This window comes from Erythrobacter sp. 3-20A1M (assembly GCF_018636735.1).
Taxonomy (GTDB): domain Bacteria; phylum Pseudomonadota; class Alphaproteobacteria; order Sphingomonadales; family Sphingomonadaceae; genus Alteriqipengyuania.
Genome location: NZ_CP045200.1, coordinates 2,907,078 through 2,928,126, shown reverse-complemented (window position 1 = coordinate 2,928,126; position 21,049 = coordinate 2,907,078). Strand labels below are relative to the sequence as shown.

21 protein-coding genes, 1 tRNA gene and 1 pseudogene are annotated in these 21,049 nt (G+C 63.6%); 6 read left to right on the top strand and 17 right to left on the bottom strand.

Translation table 11 applies throughout. From position 1 onward, the window contains the following. Positions 1–190 precede the first annotated feature (190 nt). Positions 191–1,063 carry a 3-methyl-2-oxobutanoate hydroxymethyltransferase gene (gene panB, locus F7D01_RS14145; protein WP_215228081.1) on the top strand — a complete coding sequence of 291 codons (873 nt, stop codon included), beginning with the start codon at positions 191–193 and terminating at the stop codon, positions 1,061–1,063. A gap of 18 nt (positions 1,064–1,081) precedes the next feature. Beyond that, positions 1,082–2,137, top strand: a complete 1,056-nt coding sequence (locus F7D01_RS14140; RefSeq protein ID WP_215228080.1) for a DUF475 domain-containing protein — start codon at positions 1,082–1,084, stop codon at positions 2,135–2,137. Here the strand turns inward: F7D01_RS14140 and F7D01_RS14135 are convergent. The 6 genes and pseudogenes from F7D01_RS14135 to F7D01_RS14110 all read right to left on the bottom strand — a co-directional run bounded on the left by F7D01_RS14135 (position 2,106) and on the right by F7D01_RS14110 (position 8,920). After that, entirely contained in the window at positions 2,106–3,092 is a 987-nt protein-coding gene (locus F7D01_RS14135; protein ID WP_215228079.1) for a bile acid:sodium symporter family protein, read from the bottom strand. The two genes, F7D01_RS14140 and F7D01_RS14135, sit on opposite strands and share 32 nt — an antisense overlap. 257 nt (positions 3,093–3,349) lie before the next feature. Beyond that, on the bottom strand, positions 3,350–4,717 hold the full coding sequence (prsR, locus tag F7D01_RS14130) for a PEP-CTERM-box response regulator transcription factor (RefSeq protein ID WP_215228078.1): 1,368 nt from the start codon (positions 4,715–4,717) through the stop codon (positions 3,350–3,352). Beyond that, positions 4,714–6,795 carry an XrtA/PEP-CTERM system histidine kinase PrsK gene (prsK, locus tag F7D01_RS14125; protein ID WP_251566930.1) on the bottom strand — a complete coding sequence of 694 codons (2,082 nt, stop codon included), beginning with the start codon at positions 6,793–6,795 and terminating at the stop codon, positions 4,714–4,716. Before prsK ends, prsR begins: the two co-directional genes overlap by 4 nt. Then, a pseudogene (locus tag F7D01_RS14120) lies at positions 6,792–6,977 on the bottom strand (sugar transferase); the annotation flags it as partial. The pseudogene F7D01_RS14120 and the gene prsK, both read right to left, overlap by 4 nt. 172 nt (positions 6,978–7,149) lie before the next feature. Further along, the gene (locus F7D01_RS14115) at positions 7,150–7,446 is read right to left on the bottom strand and encodes a hypothetical protein (RefSeq protein WP_215228077.1); all 297 of its coding nucleotides are present in this window, start codon (positions 7,444–7,446) and stop codon (positions 7,150–7,152) included. A gap of 64 nt (positions 7,447–7,510) precedes the next feature. Continuing rightward, positions 7,511–8,920 (bottom strand): short-chain fatty acyl-CoA regulator family protein, encoded by a 1,410-nt coding sequence (locus F7D01_RS14110; protein ID WP_215228076.1) that lies wholly within the window; start codon positions 8,918–8,920, stop codon positions 7,511–7,513. Between the two features lie 130 nt (positions 8,921–9,050). Here F7D01_RS14110 and F7D01_RS14105 point away from each other — a divergent pair, with 130 nt between their 5' ends. Together F7D01_RS14105 and F7D01_RS14100 are read left to right on the top strand one after the other, a co-directional pair. Then, complete coding sequence (locus F7D01_RS14105) at positions 9,051–10,646, top strand: isocitrate lyase (protein ID WP_215228075.1); 1,596 nt, start codon at positions 9,051–9,053, stop codon at positions 10,644–10,646. A 15-nt stretch (positions 10,647–10,661) separates the two neighbouring features. After that, entirely contained in the window at positions 10,662–10,865 is a 204-nt protein-coding gene (locus F7D01_RS14100; protein WP_371819616.1) for a hypothetical protein, read from the top strand. A gap of 79 nt (positions 10,866–10,944) precedes the next feature. Here F7D01_RS14100 and F7D01_RS14095 read toward each other — a convergent pair whose 3' ends face one another. From F7D01_RS14095 to efp, 5 genes are all read right to left on the bottom strand, one after another. Next, positions 10,945–12,522 (bottom strand): SLC13 family permease, encoded by a 1,578-nt coding sequence (locus tag F7D01_RS14095; protein WP_251566929.1) that lies wholly within the window; start codon positions 12,520–12,522, stop codon positions 10,945–10,947. Continuing rightward, on the bottom strand, positions 12,522–12,716 hold the full coding sequence (locus F7D01_RS15350) for a hypothetical protein (protein WP_251566928.1): 195 nt from the start codon (positions 12,714–12,716) through the stop codon (positions 12,522–12,524). Before F7D01_RS15350 ends, F7D01_RS14095 begins: the two co-directional genes overlap by 1 nt. 102 nt (positions 12,717–12,818) lie before the next feature. Continuing rightward, positions 12,819–12,903: transfer RNA gene (locus F7D01_RS14090), tRNA-Leu, on the bottom strand. Positions 12,904–12,955: 52 nt separating this feature from the next. Further along, the gene (locus F7D01_RS14085; protein WP_215228074.1) at positions 12,956–13,774 is read right to left on the bottom strand and encodes an inositol monophosphatase family protein; all 819 of its coding nucleotides are present in this window, start codon (positions 13,772–13,774) and stop codon (positions 12,956–12,958) included. Between the two features lie 12 nt (positions 13,775–13,786). Beyond that, positions 13,787–14,350 (bottom strand): elongation factor P, encoded by a 564-nt coding sequence (gene efp / locus F7D01_RS14080; RefSeq protein WP_215228073.1) that lies wholly within the window; start codon positions 14,348–14,350, stop codon positions 13,787–13,789. A 131-nt stretch (positions 14,351–14,481) separates the two neighbouring features. Between efp and F7D01_RS14075 the strand changes: the two genes are divergently transcribed. After that, complete coding sequence (locus F7D01_RS14075) at positions 14,482–14,850, top strand: hypothetical protein (RefSeq protein ID WP_215228072.1); 369 nt, start codon at positions 14,482–14,484, stop codon at positions 14,848–14,850. 28 nt (positions 14,851–14,878) lie between these two features. On the opposite strand, the gene F7D01_RS14070 is transcribed toward F7D01_RS14075, so the two are convergent. From F7D01_RS14070 to F7D01_RS14055, 4 genes are all read right to left on the bottom strand, one after another. Continuing rightward, positions 14,879–15,592: a M23 family metallopeptidase gene (locus F7D01_RS14070; RefSeq protein ID WP_215228071.1), complete on the bottom strand. Its 714-nt coding sequence runs from the start codon at positions 15,590–15,592 to the stop codon at positions 14,879–14,881. 18 nt (positions 15,593–15,610) lie between these two features. Next, complete coding sequence (locus F7D01_RS14065) at positions 15,611–16,840, bottom strand: L,D-transpeptidase family protein (RefSeq protein WP_251566926.1); 1,230 nt, start codon at positions 16,838–16,840, stop codon at positions 15,611–15,613. Positions 16,841–16,886: 46 nt separating this feature from the next. Continuing rightward, positions 16,887–17,519: a thiamine phosphate synthase gene (thiE, locus tag F7D01_RS14060; protein WP_215228070.1), complete on the bottom strand. Its 633-nt coding sequence runs from the start codon at positions 17,517–17,519 to the stop codon at positions 16,887–16,889. Between the two features lie 119 nt (positions 17,520–17,638). Beyond that, positions 17,639–18,529 (bottom strand): fructose bisphosphate aldolase, encoded by an 891-nt coding sequence (locus tag F7D01_RS14055; RefSeq protein WP_215229838.1) that lies wholly within the window; start codon positions 18,527–18,529, stop codon positions 17,639–17,641. Between the two features lie 134 nt (positions 18,530–18,663). Between F7D01_RS14055 and F7D01_RS14050 the strand changes: the two genes are divergently transcribed. Then, on the top strand, positions 18,664–19,422 hold the full coding sequence (locus F7D01_RS14050) for a flavodoxin family protein (protein ID WP_215228069.1): 759 nt from the start codon (positions 18,664–18,666) through the stop codon (positions 19,420–19,422). On the opposite strand, the gene F7D01_RS14045 is transcribed toward F7D01_RS14050, so the two are convergent. Beyond that, on the bottom strand, positions 19,419–19,853 hold the full coding sequence (locus F7D01_RS14045; RefSeq protein WP_215228068.1) for a PaaI family thioesterase: 435 nt from the start codon (positions 19,851–19,853) through the stop codon (positions 19,419–19,421). The genes F7D01_RS14050 and F7D01_RS14045 overlap by 4 nt on opposite strands. Then, positions 19,850–21,049: a phosphoglycerate kinase gene (gene pgk / locus F7D01_RS14040; RefSeq protein WP_215228067.1), complete on the bottom strand. Its 1,200-nt coding sequence runs from the start codon at positions 21,047–21,049 to the stop codon at positions 19,850–19,852. The genes F7D01_RS14045 and pgk overlap by 4 nt, the downstream gene beginning before the upstream one ends.

Genomic DNA, 21,049 nt, shown 5'->3' with positions numbered 1-21,049 from the left:
CCGTATCGCGGAAACCCTCCCGCGCGGTGGCCAACAAACGCGGTGTCTACGCAGCAAATACGACAGCGGCAAATGGGAATTGACGAACGAGAGCCGCAGATCGTTGTCGATACGCGGCAGGTCGCTCCGGCAGGCAAGCAAGTCCAAGCGTCGCTTCCCCTGCGCTTTCCCGCTTGCTAGGCGTGCGCACATGTCAACGACCTTCCAGATCGATACCGCGACCAGTCGCGCAAATCCGACGCCGGCCCCCATGAAGCGGTTGACGGTACCGAAGATCCGCGCCCGCAAATCGGGGGGGAAGGTGGACGATCCTCTCGTCATGCTGACCGCATACACCGCCCGCCAAGCGCAACTGCTGGATGCGCACTGCGATCTGTTGCTAGTCGGCGATTCGCTGGGTCAGGTCATCTATGGCCTCCCGTCCACGCTCCCCGTCACGCTCGACATGATGGCCAACCATGCCGCCGCCGTGGTGCGGGGTAGCTATCACGCGGTAGTGATCGTCGACATGCCTTTCGGCAGCTACGAGCAATCGCCGCAGCAGGCCTTCGAAAATGCGAGCCAACTTCTGAAGGCCAGCAACGCCGCCGGCGTGAAGCTGGAGGGCGGCGAAGCGATGGCGGAGACAGTCGCTTTCCTGACCCGGCGCGGCATTCCCGTTATGGGTCACATCGGTTTGACCCCCCAGGCCGTGAATGTGCTCGGCGGCTATGATGCGCGCGGGCGCAGCGATGCCGAAGCGGAGAAAATCCTTGCCGACGCGCGCGCGCTCGACGAGGCAGGAGCCTTCGCGATCGTTGTGGAGGGTGTAGTCGAACCTATCGCCATCTCCGTGACTGAGGCGGTCCAAGCGCCAACAATCGGGATCGGCGCCTCTGCAAAGTGCGACGGGCAGGTGCTGGTGACCGAAGATATGCTGGGGATGTTCGAACGTGTTCCGCGCTTCGTGAAGAAATACGGTGATATGGCTGCCATGATCACGCAAACGGCGGAAAGATACGCTGCGGAAGTCCGAGAGCGCAGCTTCCCAGGCGAAGCCCAGACCTACCAGCCCAAAGATTGAGCCAGGAATAACATCGTCATGTCGGGCTTCATTCGCTTCTACGGCTTCTCGATTGTATTCACCCTCGTCTGTCTGGCGCTGGGCGGATGGTACGGGTGGGAGAGCACCGGTTCGGTCCCCGGGGTGCTCGGGCTTCTCTGGATCATCGCCGTCCTGTCGGTGCTCGAGATCTCGCTCAGCTTCGACAATGCGGTCGTCAACGCCACCGTTTTGCGGAACATGGACGAGATCTGGCAGCGGCGTTTCCTGACCTGGGGAATGTTGATCGCCGTGTTCGGCATGCGTATTGCCTTCCCGCTGGCAATCGTCGCGATCGCCGCGGGCATAGGCCCGGTCGAGGCGGTGCGGCTGTCCCTCGCGCATCCGCAGGATTACGAACGCATCGTCGCATCGGCGCATGTTGGCATTGCCGGGTTCGGCGGAGCATTCCTAACGCTGGTCGGTTCGCGCTTCTTCTTCGACAAGAACAAGGATGTCCACTGGATCCGACTGGTGGAACAGCGCCTCGCTTCGGTATCCCGCGTGCCCGCGATCGAAGTCGCATTCGTGCTTCTGCTACTGGTCGGGATATCCACCCTGATACCTGACGAGGAATCCTTGACCTTTCTCATGGCGGGCATATTCGGCATCGTCGCCTTCGTCGCGGTGGAAGGCATCAGCGCATGGCTGGAGCATCGCGAGGAACGGCAGCAACGCCTAGGCAAGGCGGTAAAGAGCGGTCTCGGCGGATTTCTCTACCTCCAGGTTCTCGACAGTTCGTTCAGTTTCGATGGCGTCATCGGCGCCTTCGCCCTGTCGAACAACATGATCGTGATTGCGTTGGGTCTCTCCATCGGGGCGATGTTCGTGCGCTCCATGACCATCCATCTCGTGCAGCGCGGCACGCTGGCGGAATACCGGTTCCTCGAACATGGCGCGTTCTGGGCCATTATCGCGCTCGGCATCATCATGCTGCTGTCGGCCCGCTTCGCCATTCCTGAGGCGATTACCGGCCTGATCGGAGCCGTCTTGATCGGTCTGTCGCTGTTCTGGTCGGTCCGCTTCAACCGGCGCGAAGCGGCGGCTGCGATATAGTCGATCTGGCGAGCCGTCCGGCGATCGGTGCCGCGATCACCAGTTGCGCCAGATGATAGAGCAGGAGCGGCGCGATCACGAACCCCGCCCGTTCCGGCGGAAAGATCAGCGCCGCAAGCGGCGCACCGATCGCGATGCTTTTCTGGGCGCCGGCAAACAGAAACGCCACCCGATCCGGTCGCGGGAGCCGCAGCAAGCCGCCGGCCAGCCAGGCTCCGGCATGTGCGCTGGCGAGATAGAGCGCCACCAGCCCTGCGAGCCAGGCCCAGTCCTGAGCAGCCAAAGCGCCTATCCCTTCCTCCACCGCACCCGAGAATGCCACGTAGACGGCAATACCGATCACGGCGCGGTCAAGCCATTTGCTCGCATCCCGGTGCCGCGCGGCAATTCCTCCCAGCCAACCCTGGGCGATCTGGCCGAGCGCGAATGGCAGGATCAACAATTGGGCAATGCGCCAAATCGTGTCGGTGCCGACCGCGACCGAAGCTCCACCCTCCAGAAGCGCGAACAAAGGCGCGCTGACGAATACCCCGGCAATGTTGAGCACCGCCGCACCTATGACCGCGACCGCGATGCTACCACCTGCCAACGTCGTGTAAGTGGTGGCCGATTGAACGGTCGACGGCAGCGTGCCCAGGAACAGGAAACCCAGCGCGATCTCAGGCGGAATGCGTGTTCCGCCGAACAGCTGCAACAGCATTCCCAAGGCCGGCATGACGAGGAAGACCCATGCAAACAGCGGCAGGAAATAGCGCCAGTGGCGCAGGCCGCGTACCACCTCTGCGCGGGAAACCCGCAGGCCGTTCACGAAGAACAGGACGAAGATCGCGCCGTTCGCGATATTCTGCCACACGTCGCGCGCGGGCCCGGCGGCCGGAACGATGAGGGACAGGAAAACCGCCAGGGCCAGAACGCCGATCATGGGGTCGGCAAAGGCGGCGAAAAGTTTGCGCATCGGCGCGCTTTTGCTGAAACCCGGCATTCTGTCGAGGTTCGGCGAGATCAAGAAGTGAGCAACTTCGCCTGTAGAGTCACGCGCGTCGATCGATCCAACAGCTCCGCCAGTATCGCAAGCGCGGCACGATTGATTGGCTGAATAACCAAAGCGTCCATCGCCTTTCGTTCGGCGTCATGGCATCAGGCGTGTCGCCGCCGGATGGGAGCGCGAAGGCGGCAAGTGTCACAATGACAAAGCCTGACCGGCGCACCAGCTCAAGCCGAAAGGTCGTATTGCCGCAACAGGTCGTAGAGGGTCGGCCTGCTGATACCCAGCAGTCGCGCGCTGCTCGATATATTCCCTTCGCACCGCGCCAGCGCATGCCGAATGACTCGCCGATCCGCCTGTTCGCGCGCCATTTTGAGGTTCAAGACGGTATCGGGCTCCAGCTCGACATCGTCCAAGTCGAGATCGGCCTTCGCAATGAGCTTGCCTTCCGCCATGATCGTCGCGCGCTTGATCCGGTTCTCGAGCTCGCGGACATTGCCGGGCCAACTCCATGCATTGATCGCGGCCAGCGCATCTGGCGAGAAGCCCTTGACGGCAGGATTGAGATCCGGTCCGTGGCGGTTGAGGAAAGATTTCGCCAACAGGGTAGCATCACCTGGCCGTTCGGACAGCGAGGGGATGCGAACGACGATCTCCGCCAGCCGGTAATACAGGTCCTCGCGGAACGAACCCTGGGCGGTCATGGCTTCCAGATCCTGATGCGTCGCACAAACGATCCGCGTATCCACCGCGATCGGCTTGCGCCCTCCGATCCGCTCGATCGTACGTTCCTGCAGGAAACGAAGCAGCTTGACCTGCAACGTGAGCGGGATGTCGCCGACCTCGTCGAGAAAGAGCGTGCCGCCATGCGCGAGCTCGATCTTCCCCTCGCTGGTCTTGACGGCCCCGGTGAACGCGCCTTTCTCATGCCCGAAAAGCTCGCTTTCGAGCAAGGTTTCGGGGATTGCCGCGCAGTTTATCGCGACAAACTGTCCCTCGCGCCGTGCGCTTGCATCGTGGAGACCGCGCGCCAGCAGCTCCTTGCCGGTCCCGCTTGCACCGAGCAGCATGACCGACACGTTCGTTTGCGCCACCCGCTCTATAGTTCGGGCGACCTTCGCCATCTCCGGCGCACCGGTAATCATGGAACCGAGGACGGTCTTATCCTTCGCGACGCGGCTTGCCAGCCGGCGATTCTCGGCTTCGATCGTATGCAGATTTACAGCGCGCTGGACGATCAAAGCCAGCGAATCGATATCGAGTGGCTTCTGGTAGAAGTCGTACGCGCCGCGCTCGATCGCTTGCAGCGCACTCTCGCGGGCACCGTGTCCGGAGGCTACGATCACCTTCGTATCCGGCTTCAGCGCCATGATCGCGTCGAGAACCCCGAAACCTTCCGTCGTGCCGTCCGGATCGGGGGGCAGACCCAGGTCGAGAGTGACGACCGGGGGCTCGTGCGCGCGGATCGCAGCAACTGCACTCTCACGGTCGCCTGCAAGCATCACTTCGAAGCCATCGAAAGCCCATTTCAGCTGCGCCTGCAGGCCCGGATCGTCCTCGATTATCAGGAGAACGGGTTTCTCGTCCTTGCTCATGCCGCTGCCGCCTCGTTGCCAGGTTGCTGGTGCTCATCGGCCTGCGCAAGAGGCAGGACTATGGTGAACCGGGTGCCGGTGCCGGTGCGCGACTGCACTTCCAGCCGCCCTCCCATGGCCGCGACGAGTTCCCTTGCCTCGAGTGCGCCGATCCCGAAGCCGCCCTGCTTCGAGCTCACGAAGGGCTTGAACAGCCCGTCGCGGATGAAGTCCGCGGTCATGCCGGAACCCGCATCGACGATGTCCAGTATTCCTCCGCGTTCGTCACTCTGGATATCGAGCAGCACGGGTTCGCCCGGATCGCTGGCGTCGATCGCGTTTTGGGTGAGATGGACGATCGCCTGTTCAAGCGTCGCCCCGTCGGCCATCACCAGGCAAGGAACCTCGCCCGCGACGACCAGCGGACGGATAGGGGTGAACCGGCTCACCACGTTCCTGGCCACGGATACCAGATCGATCGGTCGGCATTCCGCCTGCCCACCGGTACCGTAGCGCCCAAGCCTTGCGAGCAGCGTCTGCAGGCGGTCCGACCCGGTGCGCAGTGTTACCAGCATATCCTTGCGGAACGCGGGATTCTCGGCATGCCGCTCCGCATTGCGTGCCAGCAGGGAAAGCTGGCTGGCGAGGTTCTTTATATCGTGCATCACGAACGCCATCCGGCGGCTGAAATCGTCGAATTGGGCAGCCTCGAGTAAGGCCCTCTGGCCCGCCTCCTCGGCGAGATGGCTGGCGAGCTGACGACCGACGATCTTGAGGAGATCGAAATCCTCCCAGTCCAGCTTGCGCGGATAGTCGGGTCGCGCCAGCAGCACTGCCCCGGTGAGCCCGCCGAAATGCAGGAGCGGAACGATCGCCCAGGCACGCTGTTCGCCGCGAAGCCAGTCGGGCAATGCCATTCCCGGCGAACCTTCCGTTTCGCCAGCGACATCGACGATCAGATTGCGCCTCTCCATGATGTCACAAAGCGGCTCGGGCAGCGTGGCACCGCCTTCTGCCAGGTTGCTCCAGCGCCAGTTCGCCGTTTCCCCCAGCTCCCCTTGATCGTTGGGGAGGAACAGCACGGCGGCCGGGCTCTCGGTTATGTCGGCAAGCGCTTTCGCCACGCGTTCGTGCAGGGAACGGCCTCCGCTCTGGCCCGCATTGCCGATCGTCTCAGTAAAGCGAAGCCATTCCGCTCGGTAATCGTAGCGATGGCGGAAGAGATGCTTCAGCAACATCACGCGGGTCCATCCGCGGAACCGCCGCGACGGAAGCAACGCGACGGATGCGGCAAGCGCCGCCACGAGCGACCCGATCTGCACGATCCTGGCGATATCTCCGCCGAAGCGCGCGGCGAGCCAGGTCAATCCGGCCATCGCGGCGAGGTAGAGACCGATAAGCGACAGGGAGAGAAGCCGGAACGTCACCGCGCGCGATGTGCGCAGGCGCAGATTGTCGGCCTGTGCGGTGGCCCCCACCCCCACGCAGACGGCAAGCGGAAGGAGCACGATGCCTCGCAGCGCGTTGAGCGCCGGATCGGTCTGTCCCGAAAGAGCCGCCGACAGGAACAGGTTGAGCTCGAAGATCCAGTACATACCGATGCCGGCGATCGTCCACTGAAGCGCGACGCGGCTTCGCATAGCCGCACCCAGATAGAGGTTGTGCAGCAGCACCAGGGCCCCGATCGCGACGATCAGATGAAACGACCACGACACCTGCAATGCCGTAGGCGAACGCTCGGCGAGTAGGATGACGGCCGGTTGCAACAAGGTCACGAAACCGAGGACGGCGGCCAGTAGAGGCACGGCGATCTGCGTATGCGATCGCCCATCATTGGCGAACAGGCGATAGATCACGAACAACCAAGCTAGATCACGCGCGGCGGCGAACATTCGCGCTTCTATCGAATCGGGGCCGAGCGCGGCGCCCAGAGACGCCCAGCCCGCCGACAACGCCAGGGCGATCAGCATGGGACGCTTGTCGCGCCGCCAGGTTTCTTCGTTGCGCGCAATGAATACCGCGCCGACACAGGCAGCAGCGGCCCCGATCAGATAGCCGAGGAAGCTCAGCAACTGGGCTGCGGGAATGGCGATGGTCACGCCGCCCCCTCCGACCACAGGATCACCCTGAGCGTTTGCAGCAGGATCAGGAGATCGAGGAAAGGAGAGTAGTTCTTCGCGTAGTAGAGGTCGTATTCAAGCTTGTGACGCGCATCCTCTATGCTGGCTCCATGCGGATAGTTGATCTGCGCCCATCCGGTGATGCCGGGCTTCACGGCGTACGGGACGTCATGCTTGAACAGGCGTATCATGCGCTCGGGTCCGGCCATCCCCTTTGTGGGATGTCACCGACCTAGGGCGCATTGATGAAATGTCGGTAAATCTTACACTTCGGCAGCAGCGGCTTCAGGAGGGGACCGTGCTCAACCCGCGCCCCCTCCCGAATGCCCCATTTCAATTACCCGCGCCGGTGGCCTTGTCCGCAGCGGATTCGGCAGCATTGCCGACCTGCTCCGCAGCGGTTCCGACCTGGTTGGCGGCATCGGCGATGGCGTTGTCCTTGGCCGCTTCCGAATTGGACATGCCCGAGAAGAAATAAAGCCCGGCGACCACCGCCAAAATCAATATGATGAGGAGCACCCAGGTGCCTGACCCGCCCCGTCGCCGTTCGCCATCGTCGATGACGGTGGTGTGGGTCGTGTGGGTGCGGCCATCGGGGTCTTCGGTGGTGGTGATGCGTTCTTCGGTCATTGGAGTTCCTCCTGCGAATGCCGCGAAAACATCGCACGCGTCGATCCGGTTCCCTCGAGCGTGGTTAACGCACGTCCGACCCGGGATCGGACAGGAGATATGGGGTGAGCGGGCGCGTAGTCCGATCCAACGCCAGCGTGGCACCTACGGGCGGTAGCGATCGCTGCGTGCACGAGGTGCGGTGGCATCGCGCGCAGCCTGGACCGATCGGTGTAGCGGCGGCGGGGTCGAGCGCCATTCCCCGCGCCGGGGCAAGGGTCTCCCCGAACCGCGCCTCGATCCCCAGGACTATGGCGTACTCCCCGGTCTCCGCACCACTGCTCGCCCGGACGAAATGGCTAAAGGTAATCCAGTGCGGGCCGGCCGCCCCCCCCTCCTCCTGCATCACTGCCTGCGGCCACCACGTGTCCGGTCGTTCGAACCCATGGTGGACGTGCCAAAGCGGGCAGCCGAATGTGTTGTCGAGGAGCGTGGTCCCACTCGCCCCCGGAACCCGCGCCGAGAACTGGCCCGCCCGGTCCACTTTCGCCATGAAGAACGGCAGTCCCCGCTGCCCCATCCGCTGCAATGTGGTGAGACGCCGCGCGAGCTGCTCCACGCCGACGCCGAACCTTCGCTGGAGGATCGCGAGATCGTAGGACGTAGCCTCGCACGCGCGCAGGAAACGGCCATATGGCATGACGAGCGCGTCTGCGAAATAATCCGCCAGATGGCGACGGAACAGCACACGCACAGCCTCGTCGTCCAACCGGGCGCCCTTGGCGATATTTGTCAATTCGTCCCCATGCTCCAGTTCGACGAGCTGCAGGGCGAGCTCGAACTGGCGCGCCGCCGGATCGAGCATCTCCGACAGCTGAACCTGGCGCGCGTGCAGGTCGAGCCGACGCGCCAGACCGGGCATCACGTTCTGCGGCAGAATCCGCAAGGTGAGCTGGTGCCGCTCGCGCAAACGGTCCGTCAGCGCGGTAGCGATGTCGGCGCGTGAGAGCCGCATTTCGTCCGCCAGCTCCTCGGCGGCGAGGTCGAGATCGGCGAAGTGGTTGCGCCACCGTTCCACCTCCTGCCGCAGACCGTCCAACGGAAGCGATCGCCCCGTCGCCACGCCGCTGCCCTGCTCGCCCGCCTGATCGAACAGGCGCGCAAACGCCGCGGCAGCCTGCGGCGCGGCAGACAGGAACTCCACTGCCTCGTCCCGGTCGATGCCCAGATCGGAGAATCGCTCGTCGGCCAATCGCCTGGCGAGGCCCTGGACACCACCGATCGATTCCGCCTCGCGCAGATGGAGCGGATCGAACTCGAACTGATCGACCAGTTCCACCAGCACACGGGCGGAGACAGGGCGCTGATTGCGTTCGAGCAGCGCGAGGTAACTCGGCGAGATACCCAGGCGTTGGGCCATGGCGGCCTGGGTCAGCCCCTCCCGCTTACGCAATCGACGTAGCGCCGGACCGGGTGACAGGGGGGCTTCGGGCACTTGTAAATATCCTTACATCTTTACAGCGTTGATCACTTATCCCATCGCAGGATAACAAGAAAGTCTGTAAAGAATGATAGCACCGCCGGCCCCGTTCGCTATTTCAGTCCTGTGAACGGGAGAAACCGAAATGACTTTTCAAGATAACTTCACCGAACTGCAGCACACCATCGAAGACAACGGCGCATCCTGGGCCTCCATCGATCCGCGCAGCGCGGCACGGATGCGGACCCAGAACCGGTTCCTGACCGGGCTGGATATCGCGCGCTACACCGCGAAGATCATGCGCGAGGACATGGCCGCATACGATGCGGACCCCGCCAATTACACGCAGTCGCTGGGCTGCTGGCACGGCTTCGTCGCGCAGCAGAAGATGATTTCCATCAAGAAGCATTTCGGCTCGACGAAGCGGCGCTACCTCTACCTCTCCGGCTGGATGGTCGCCGCCCTGCGCAGCGAGTTCGGGCCGCTGCCCGATCAGTCGATGCACGAGAAGACGAGCGTGCCCGCCCTGATCGAGGAACTCTACACCTTCCTGAAGCAGGCCGACGCGCGCGAACTCGGAATGCTGTTCCGCGACCTCGACCGGGCGCGCGATTCCGGCGACGAGGTCGAGGCGCAGCGTATCCAGCACGCCATCGACCACTACGAAACACATGTCGTGCCGATCATCGCGGATATCGACGCCGGCTTCGGCAATGCTGAGGCGACTTACCTGCTTGCCAAGAAGATGATCGAGGCCGGGGCCTGTGCGCTGCAGATCGAGAACCAGGTTTCCGACGAGAAGCAGTGCGGCCACCAGGACGGCAAGGTCACCGTGCCGCACGAGGACTTCCTCCAGAAGATCCGTGCGATTCGCTACGCCTTCCTCGAAATGGGCGTTCCCGATGGGATCATCGTCGCCCGCACGGATAGCCTGGGGGCCGGTCTGACCAAGCAGATCGCCTATTCCAAGGAGCCCGGCGATCTTGGCGACCAGTACAACGCCTATCTCGACTGCGAGGAGGTCGATCCCGCCGACATCGCCAATGGGCAGGTCTTCATCAGCCGCGACGGCAAGCTGATGGCGCCCAAGCGGCTGCCGAGCAATCTCTACCAGTTCCGGCCCGGAACGGGTGAGGACCGCTGCGTGCTCGACTGCATCACCGCGCTGCAGAACGGAGCCGACCTGCTGTGGATCGAGACGGAGAAGCCGCATATCGGCCAGATCGGCGGCATGGTCGATCGTATCCGCGAAGTGATCCCGAACGCGAAGCTGGTTTACAACAACTCGCCCAGCTTCAACTGGACGCTGAACTTCCGCCAGCAAGTGTATGATGCATGGGCAGAAGAAGGTCGCGATCTGTCGCAATACGACCGCGACCGGCTGATGAGCATCGACTACGATGGAACCGAGCTGGCTCAGGATGCGGACGAGCGCATCCGGACGTTCCAGGCCGATGCGGCGCGGGAGGCGGGTATATTCCACCACCTCATCACCCTGCCGACCTACCACACCGCCGCGCTCAGCACCGACAATCTCGCCAAGCGCTATTTCGGCGAGGAAGGCATGCTGGGCTACGTCAAACAGGTCCAGCGCGAGGAGATCCGCCAGGGTATCGCCTGCGTGAAGCACCAGAACATGGCCGGCTCCGATATCGGGGACGACCACAAGGAATATTTCGCCGGCGAGGCTGCACTGAAGGCGGGCGGCACGGCAAACACGATGAACCAGTTCGCCGCCTGACCAAGGAGAAAGAGGATGACCACCATGACCGAAGAGAAGCCCCAGACCGAGCGGCCACGCGAACCGGGCCGCGCCCGCGCCCTGTTCTCGACCGCCGATTTCCGCCTGCTGCGTGCTGCGTTGACCAGCCATGCGCGCGCGACCGAAGATCGCGAGGAGCTGGCGCGGATCAACGCCCTGCATCACCGCCTCGGCACGTACGTGCCGGACGCCGAATAACCCACCGTCAGAGTTGGGAGAGGATGGCCGCCGGGAGCAATTCCGGCGGCCATTTCATGCGCTCGCGCGAAGCACTCGGTCAGAACAGACGCATGCCGTAGGTCAGAACCAGCAGGACGGACAATGTCGTCACCATCAGCAGCACCAGGGGCACCCCGGTGCGGATATAATCCGAGAACTCGTAGGACCCTTCCGACATGATCAGCATGTTGGTCTGATATGCGATCGGGGTCGCGTAGCAGAGGTTGCAGCCGAACAGCACGGCAAGGACCAGCGGCTCTGCCGGCAGGCCGAGTTGCTGCGCGATGCTGAAGGCGATCGGCGTCCCCACCGTGGCCGCGGTCGCATTCGATGCGAAATTGGTCAGTACGGTCACGCACAGCATGATCGCGGCGAGCACCAGCGCGGGGCTGAGATATTGCAGGCCGGAGGACATCAACTGCCCGATCCAGTCCGCCGCCCCGCTGTCGTCGATGATCCGCCCGATGGCGATGCTGGCCGCGACCAGCACGATCACCTTTGCCGACAGCGCTCGGCCGACGCGGTCGAACTTCACGCACCCGGTTACGAACATCACGATCGCGCCTGCCAGCGCCGAGATCGCGATGGGGAACAACCCGACCGAGGCGGTCCCGATCGCCCCGACCATGATCGCGGCGGCTAGCGTGGCCTTCGAACGGCGGGGCAATTCCCGTGCGCCTTCGAGCATCAGCAGGCTGTCGTCCCGGGCGAACGCGTCCAGCCCCTCCGGCAGACCCATCACCAGCAGGACGTCCCCTTCTGCGATCCGCAGGTCGCCGCCTTCGCTGTAAACCTCGCGTTCGCGCACCAGCCGTTCCGGACGATGGATACCCAGGATGACCACGCCATAAAGATCCGCGACGCCGGACGTGGGTAGTGTGCGATTGATCAACCTGGAATCGGCGGTGACCGACATTTCCCTGACCAGGATGGTCTCGTTTTTCTGGTCGGCCTGGCGCCGGATACGGTCGAGCACCCAGGTGGGCGCGATCGCACCCTTCAGGGTGCGCAGGGCCTCCTCCAGCGCCTCGTGCGTGCCCGACATGCGCAGGCGCTGCTGGGCTTGCAGCGGGCCACTTGGGGTGCCCTCGAACTCGATTTCCGACGGCATGCGCGACATGATCGTCGCAAGTTCCTGACCGCGCAGCCCGCTTTCCTCGTCGATCCGCAACCGTGTGTGAAACCGCCGCCGCTGCGCCACCTCCTCTACGCGGTTGTCACCGAGCAGGCGCGGCATCACCAGCCACAGATAGGGCAGCGCGATCGCGCCCGCGAGCAGCACGATGGGCGTATAGTGGAACACCCCCATGCGCGGCATTCCCAGGTCGTTCGCGATCGAGACGACGAGGATGTTCGTCGAGGTGCCGATGGTCGTCGCCATTCCGCCGATCAGGACCGCGGCGTTCAGCGGGATAAGTGTCTTCGACGCCGGCATTGCGCCCCGCGCCGCCAGCTGGACGAATATGGGCAGGAGCAGGACGAGCACGGGGGTGTCGTTCACCGCCATGGACAGGAACACGGCCATCAGCAGCGAAATGAGCAGGCCGAGTTGCAGGTTGTATTTGAACAACCGCTCCAGCGCTCTGGCGACCGGCTCGAGAGCGCCGGTGACGACGAGGCCGCGCCCCATGATCATCAAGGCGCAGATCGTGATGAGCGCATAATGCCCGAAACCGGAGAAGGCGAGTTCAGCCCGTCGGTCTGCTGCGTGCCCGGCAGCGGGAAGAAATACAGGCCCACGGCGATGACCGCGATCGTGAGCAACGACACGATCTCGATCGACATCTTCCCGCGCGCGAACGCCACGAACATCGCGATGGTGACAGCCATCGCGGCAATTGCGTGAGGGGATGGGACCGGGATCATTGTGCGGGTTCCGAATTCCAGAAACCCGCGTCGATCACAAGCGGTTCGTGACTGGTAGTGCCTGTGTGGTGCCCCTGGCCGGACTCGAACCGGCACTTCCGTGGAAATTCGATTTTGAGTCGAACGCGTCTACCAATTCCGCCACAGGGGCACTGCTGCGGGCGCGGCGGCGTTAGCCGGGGCCGCCCCAACTCGCAAGCGGGTTAGCGCAGCGAGCTCACCAGCAGCTTGTGCAATTTGGAATGCAAACTGTCGTTCGCCGCCAGCACTTGCGCGCTATGGATCGACTGCGAGCGGCCGCGATAGTCGGAAACGAACCCGCCCGCCTCGCGCACCAGTAGACATCCCGCCGCGGTATCCCAATCGCTGAGACCGCTTTCCCAGAACCCGTCGAAGCGGCCCGCCGCGACCCATGCGAGGTCGAGCGACGCCGCGCCATAGCGGCGGATCCCTGCGACTTCCGGCCCGATGGCACCGAAGATGCGGCCCCACTCGCCAAAATCCCCATGGCCCTGAAAGGGGATACCGGTGGCGATCAGCGCATCCGGCAAACGCGCGCGTGCGCTTACCCGCAGGCGACCGTCGTGCAGCCACGCGCCGCGGGATTTCTCGGCCCAGAAGGTCTCGTCGGTGATCGGCTGGTACACGACACCGGCGACGACTTCGCCCCAGCCCCCGCCACCGAGCTTGGGCTCCTGCGCCGCGATGGAGACGGCGAAATGCGGAATGCCGTGAAGGAAATTGCTGGTCCCGTCGAGCGGGTCCACGATCCAGCGCGGCTGATCGGGGTCGCCCTCGATCACGCCCGCTTCCTCCATCACGAAGCCCCAGTCGGGCCGCGCCTGGCGCAGTTCGTCATAAAGCGTGCGTTCCGCGATGCGGTCCGCCTTCGATACGAAGTCGGCGGGCCCCTTGCGGCTCACCTGGAGGTGCTCGACCTCGCCGAAATCGCGGCGCAAGCGACCGCCCGCCTTGCGCGCGGCGCGTTCCATGACGCGGATCAATCCTGAAATAGCAGCCATTTTACGTGCGCCTCAGTTGGCTTTCCCAACATAGGTCTGCTCATACACATCGACCACGATGCGCGTCCCGCTCTCGATATGCGGCGGCACCATGATGCGCACGCCGTTGTCGAGGATGGCGGGCTTGTAGCTGGAAGAGGCGGTCTGCCCCTTCACCACCGCGTCCGCTTCGACGATCTCGGCCTCGACCTGCTCGGGCAGCGCGACCGAAATCGGCTTTTCTTCCCACAGCTCCAGCGTCACGGTCATGCCGTCCTGGAGGAACGGGCGGGCATCGCCGAGCAGATCGGACGGGAGTTGAATCTGCTCGAAGGTTTCCTGGTCCATAAAGACCAGATTGTCGCCGTCTTCGTACAGGAACTGATATTCCTTCGTATCGAGCCGCACGCGCTCCACGGTGTCGGCGCTGCGGAAGCGGACATTGGTTTTGCGACCGTCCTGCAGGTTCTTCATCTCGACCTGCATATAGGCACCGCCCTTGCCCGGCTGGGTATGCTGGATCTTGGCCACTTTCCAGATCCCGTTTTCGTATTCGATGATGTTGCCGGGACGGATATCGACGCCACTGATCTTCATGGGAAACTGCCTGCCTGCTGGGGGTCTGTGGCGGCTGTGGGCGCCGCCCTCGAAAGCCCGCCCCTAGCCCACCGGTCAGGTACGGGCAAGCTTGCCTGTGCTATAGGGTGGAGACTATGAGGATTCCGAAGATGAGATCGCCAGTTCTTTCCGCCTTCGCGCTGGTTCCGCTCGCTTACGGGCTGATCGCCGCCGCACCACCGGTCGATGGGCCGGTCGATACCCTGCCGCAGGGGCGCTACCACTGTTCGCTGCCCGGCGATGCTGGCGGGAAAGCGCGTGTCCCCGTACCGGCGCTGGACTTCACGATCGGCAATTCCTCCAGCTACCGTACCGAAGACGGGTCGGGCGTATATCTGCTGCGCGGCAAGTCGCTGCAATTCACGCGCGGTCCGCTCAAAGGCAAGACATTCGAACGAACGGGTGAAAACACGGTGACCCTGAGAAATGGGGGCAGCGAAGCGGGCGACCTTCGTTGCGTGCGCTCGAACGCTCGCTAGCTGCAAGGGCAGGCGAACCCGCGCCCCGCTATTTGCCCGACCCCGCGTTCTTTTTCCCGCCGAGCAGAGGGTAGGGATTGAGCGCGTTCGCGGGCTCCCACCACGCCGCATCGGGGGTGGTGCGCAGAAGCGCGAAATGGAGATGGGGCGCATCGGCTGAGGCATTTCCCGAACTGCCCACCGCGCCCAGTCGCTGCCCGCGCCGAACCTGCTGCCCTTCTTTCAATCCCTGGGCGTATTCCTTCAGGTGCGCGTAATAGTAGATCGCCTGTTCATCCGGCGAGCGAACATAGATCGTGTTGCCCCCCGCCTTCGACCGGAACAGCTTCTCGATCCTGCCCGCTGCGGCCGAGACGACCGTGGTGCCTTCGGGGGCCATGATGTCGATCGCTTCGTGTAGTCGGCCCCCGCCCTCACGCTCGTCGGCAAAGGTATCCGTCAGGTCCTCGGGCCGCACGTTCAGAACGGGGATCATCAGATTGCGCTGGGAATCTCCGGGAATTGCGGCCGCCGATTTGTCGTCCAGTCCGCTCGATACAATGTTCGAAGTCGCCTGCCCGCGCTCCGAGGGCAGGCTGTCGGTTTGCACCGCGGGGCTCGGCTGGGCGTCGGACGGGCGGGTGACCTCGCGCTGACCTTCGCCACTCGCCATCTCGATCAGACTGCCGCCCGCCACGATCCACACAGCGCTCGTCAGCGTGGCAGTCACCACTATGGTGAGGATGCGGTCGGCCCATTTCATGTCGGTTACCCTAGCGCGTCACGCCACGAATTCCACTTTCGTCTTTTGATCGACCATCTCGGACAATCGCGCCGCATCCCAATTGGTCAGACGAACGCAGCCATGGCTCTGGGCGCGACCAATCGTTTCGGGTTCCGAAGTGCCGTGGATACCGTAGTGCTCCTTCGACAGGTCGATCCAGACGACGCCGACCGGCCCGTTCGGCCCCGGCGGAAGGCGATGCTCCGCCTCGTCGTCGGGCACGTCCCAGAACAGCGACGGGTCGAAGGAGAACTTCGGATTGTGCGAGATGCCGTTTATCTTCCAGTCGCCCAGCGGTAGCGGATCGTGGCTGGAACCTGATGTGACGGTGAAGGCGACGCGCAGATTGCCGTCGTCGTCATAGCCTAGCAGCGTATCCTTCGACTTGCTTACCACGATGCGCGCGAGATGCGGCTGTTCGCTGCCGACGCCTAGTGAGGTCAGCGTACGCTGCCAGTCGGCATCCTTAATCGCGCCCGGCGCGATGCGATCTGCACCGATATTGGGCACGCGAACCAATTGGCCAGCGCGGAAAACGCTGGATGTCTTTTCGGCTGCGTCCGTGGACGTGGAAGAGGTCGCGGTAGGGGTCGGAGATGGAGACGCGGTTGCGCTGGGGCTCACCGAAGGTCCCGCTGCCGCGCCCTTGCTCCCCGCCGGTTGGCCGCCGGGATTCAACGCCTTGAGCGTATCGACCGTGGTATGAAACCGCTCGGCCAGGCGCTCGTCGAGAGAAGTGTAGCCGAGCCGCTGCATCTCGGCTTGAGCGGATGGTTTGTCCGGAATGGGTTGATAGGTCGTATCGCCCCAATTGGCGGGAATGCGGACGACCCGGGTTGCGGGAATGGATTGCCATTGGGACAATGCCTGCCGCGTGGGCTGATCAAGCTTGCCGGTTTCATCCAGCTTGTTTGCCCGCTGGAAAGCATTCAGCGCATTCTCGGTCGACAGGCCCATCTTGCCATCGACCACGCCGGGGCCGAACCCCTGGCGGTCGAGTACAACCTGAGCCTGCATCATCGGGCGCTGTTCGGCGTCGGGAATGTCCGGCACGTCCTGTGACGACTGGTTCGTCCCGTCGTGCGAAGCCATGCTGTCGGCCAGATTGTTGCTGGGGGCCGCAGGCGTGGTCGCTGCGCTATCCTGCGCGCCATCATCCCCGTCGGTGCCGTTCATTCCACAAGCTGCCAAGGCGAACAAAGCCGCGATCCCAATCGTTTGACGCATCTAAAACTCCTTCGTGGCATCCAACGCGTATTGCCTGCTTTGGCTCCTAATCGGTGGCGGCTCGCTCCATGGCTTGCGCGAATGCGGCCATCGCGGCCTGTTCGTCTCCGCTCCAAACGGCAGCCGAGACAGCCAGGAAGTCCGCGCCCGCACTTACCAGCGGTCCGCAATTGGCCGGGGTAATCCCCCCGATCGCGACGCAGGGGATCTCGAAGACCCGGCTCCACCATTCGAGCAGGTCGGGTTCGGGCCGATGCTCGCTAGCCTTGGTCGTGCTGGGGAAGAACGATCCGAACGCGACGTAATCGGCCCCCGCCTCCCCCGCTTCCATCGCCAGATGACGCGACGCGTGGCATGTGACGCCGATCTGCGCCTCGCGGCCCAGCTCTTCGCGTGCCTCCTTCGGGTCGCCGTCCCCTTGCCCGAGGTGAACGCCGTCCGCGCCCAAACGCTTCGCCAGCGCCACGTCGTCGTTGACGATGAACGCGACGTCGCGCTGCGCGCAGATGTCTTGCAGCGGTTCGGCGAGACGAGCGGCTTCGTGCTGATCCACCCCCTTCACCCGGAACTGGAATGCGGTCGCTCGCCCACCCCCGGCATCAAGAGCACGGGAAAGGCGGTCCGGGAAGGCACCCGAGACGTCGAGCGGGGAAATGAGGTAAAGCTGACAGTCGATCATGACGACGAATTAGGCGATATGGGACAAAACGCCACCGTTCATCCGACCTATTCGACGACGGCGAAGGTGCCGGCACGAGCCCCCACCAGCGCCTATCGCCTGGTTAATTCGCTACAGCCCTAGCCGACCGAAGCCGCGTAGATTTCGTCGATCGCGGTTTCCAGCGCCGCGTCGAACCGCTGTTCGTCCATATCCTGTCGCAATTCTTCCAGCAGAGCACGGCTGAAACTGGCAATCATGCCGGAATTCTTGGCGAGTTCGGCGCACGCCTCGTCACGTGAATACCCACCCGACAGAGCGACCACCCGTAGCACCTTGGGATGCTCGGTCAGCGGCTTGTATGTATCGGGTTGCGCGGGAATGGTCAGCTTCAGCATGACTTCCCGGCCATCGGGCACACGGTCAAGCTGGTCGAGCAGCTTGGTCAGAACGAGTGCCTCGGCCTGCTCGCGGCTCTCGCTTTTCAGGCTCACCTCCGGCTCCAGGATCGGGACCAGACCCTGGTCCAGGATCTGCAAGCCGAAATCCATCTGCTGTCGGATATTGTCGCCGATCCCCTTCTCGTCCGCCTCGTGGATGACCGACCGCATCTTGGTGCCGAAGATGCCCAGTTCCTTCGCGCGGGCGCACTGCGCGTCGAGCTCTGGAATGTCCTTCATCAGCTGCACGCCATCCGCCGTGTCGTGCATGCCCTTGTCGACTTTCAGAAACGGCACGATGCCCTTCCCGCGAAGCCGCTCGGGAATGGGCATGCCGTCTTGGTTGCAACCTTCCATCGTGCGATCGAACAGGATTGCCCCGACCACTTTCTCGCCCGTGAAGGACGGACTTTCGACGATCCGGCAGCGCATCTCGTGTATCTTCGCGAACATTTCCTCGTCGCCAGACCATTCGCTGTCCTCTACGCCATAGCCGCGCAGGGCGTTAGGCGTGGAGCCTCCCGACTGGTCTAGGGCAGCGATAAACCCCTGCCCCGTCGCCATCTTCTGCCGCATCTCGTCGAAGGTCATCGTCATAAAAAATCCCTGCTGCGCATACGAATGCAGGCGCGGCCTTAGCCGTGCTACCTTTCCCTCGCAACCGCCCGCGTGGACCTGTCGCCAAGCGAGAGCGTAGAGAAGGCAAGGAAACGGAAAGGATCGCCATGCTCGATAAAGTTCAGGAGCGGCTCTGCAGCGAAAACACCATCGATTTCAGCGATCTCGCCGCGCTGACGATCAATTGTACGCTAAAGCCGAGCCCGCAGGGGTCGCATACCGCCAAGCTGCTCGGCGTTCCCGAGGCCATCCTTGCGCGGAACGGCGTGTCGCTGGAGCAAGTCCGGCTGGTCGATCATACCATCGCGCCGGGCGTCTATCCCGACATGACAGAGCATGGCTTCGAAACCGACGCATGGCCCGCGATCTGGGAGAAGATCGAGCGGGCCGATATTCTGATCGTCGGTACGCCCATCTGGCTGGGCCAGAAGTCGAGCGTGTGCCAGCGCCTGATCGAGCGCCTGTACGGCCATTCCGGGCAAACGAACGAGAAGGGTCAGTATGTCTTCTACGGCAAGACCGGGGGCTGCATCGTCACTGGCAACGAAGACGGCATCAAGAATGTGGGCATGCATGTGCTCTATTCGCTGCAGCACGTCGGCTACGCCATTCCTCCCCAGGCCGACGCCGGATGGATTGGGGAGGCAGGTCCGGGGCCGAGCTACGGCGACCCGAAGCAAGACGGCGAAGGCTATGTCGGTTTCGACAACGATTTCACCCGTCGCAACGCCACCTTCATGACATGGAACCTGATGCACATGGCGCGCATGCTGAAGGATGCAGGGGGTCTGCCATGCCATGGCAACTCGGTCGATTTGTGGAACGACGGCAGGCGGTTCGACGCGCCCAATCCGGAGTATCGCTAGCGACGTTCGCCGATCTTGCGGACGATGCCGTTGAAGCTGAGCGCGGCGGTACCATCTGCGGTCACCATTCCGCGTACGAAAATGGTCTTGCCCCCACCCCGCACCACTTCTCCGGTGGCCTCGACCCACGCACCCTCTGGCACGGGCTCTAGGAAATCGCCCGCCAATTGGAGCGTAACGCCGCGCTGCCCGGCGCGTGCATCGTGGCTGATGGTGAACAGCGCGGCGTCGGCGAAGGTCATCAGGCAGCCGCCATGCATCACGCCGTGCCCGTTCATGTGACGCGCTTCCGCGCGGAACGCGATGCGTCGACGACCGTCAGGTTCCGAGCGTTCGTAATAGGGGCCGGAATAGCGTTCGAAATCGTCGCTGTCCGACCGTTCCCACCCTGCGAACTCGCCTTCCGTGATCTGCTGCCGCGGCCCGCTCACCCCTTGAGCGCCTCAACGCCGGGCAGCGGCTTACCTTCCATCCATTCGAGGAACGCGCCGCCCGCGGCAGAGACATAGGTGAAGTCGCCTGCGACATCTGCCTGATTGAGCGCCGCAACCGTATCGCCCCCGCCCGCGACGGAAACCAGCGAACCGTCCTGTGTCAGCGCCGCGGCCGTCTTCGCCAAGGTCACCGTCGCTTCGTCGAAAGGAGACGTCTCGAACGCGCCAAGTGGACCGTTCCAGACCAGCGTGCGACAGGTCTTGAGCACATCCGCCAGCGCCTCGACCGCCTGCGGGCCGATATCGAGGATCATCTCGTCGGAGCCGACCTCGTGCACATTGCAGGTGCGGAGCGAAGGCGGATTGGCGGCGAACTCCTTCGCGACCACCACGTCGTAGGGAAGATGGACGGTACAGCCCGCGTGGTCGGCCTGGTCCATGATGCGGTTTGCGGTGTCGGTCAGGTCGTGCTCGCACAGCGACTTGCCCACATCGACGCCGCGCGCGGCGAGGAACGTGTTCGCCATCCCGCCGCCGATGATGAGATGCTGCACGCGCCCGACCAGGTTTTCCAGCACGGCCAACTTCGTCGAAACCTTCGCGCCGCCCACGACCGCGGCGACCGGCGGTTCGGGATTGCCGAGCGCGGCATCGAGCGCCTTGAGCTCGGCCTCCATCGCGCGGCCGGCATAGGCCGGCAGTAGATGCGCCAGTCCTTCGGTGCTCGCATGGGCGCGGTGTGCGGCGGAGAAGGCATCGTTGACGTAGAAATCGCCGTTCTCCGCGATCCCTTTCGCGAAGTCGGGATCGTTCGCCTCCTCGCCCGGCCAGAAGCGGACATTGTCGAGCAAGCCGATATCGCCGTTGTCGAGGATGCCGATCGACTGTTCGACTACGGGCCCCATGACCTCGGGGACAAACATGATCTCCTTGCCGAGAACCTTCTCCACGTCGCCCTGCACGAAGCTGGTCGACATGGTGGAGGAGCGCTGGCCCTTAGGCCGACCGAAATGGGCGAGGAGGAGCACCTTTGCACCCTTCTCCGTCAGTTCGAGGATGGTCGGCTTCGCCGCCTCCACCCGGGTCACGTCGGTCGCGGAACCGTCCTGCATGGGCAGGTTAAGGTCCACGCGAACCAGCGCGACCTTGCCGGCAACGTCACCGAGGTCGTCCAGGGTCTTAAAGCTGGTCAA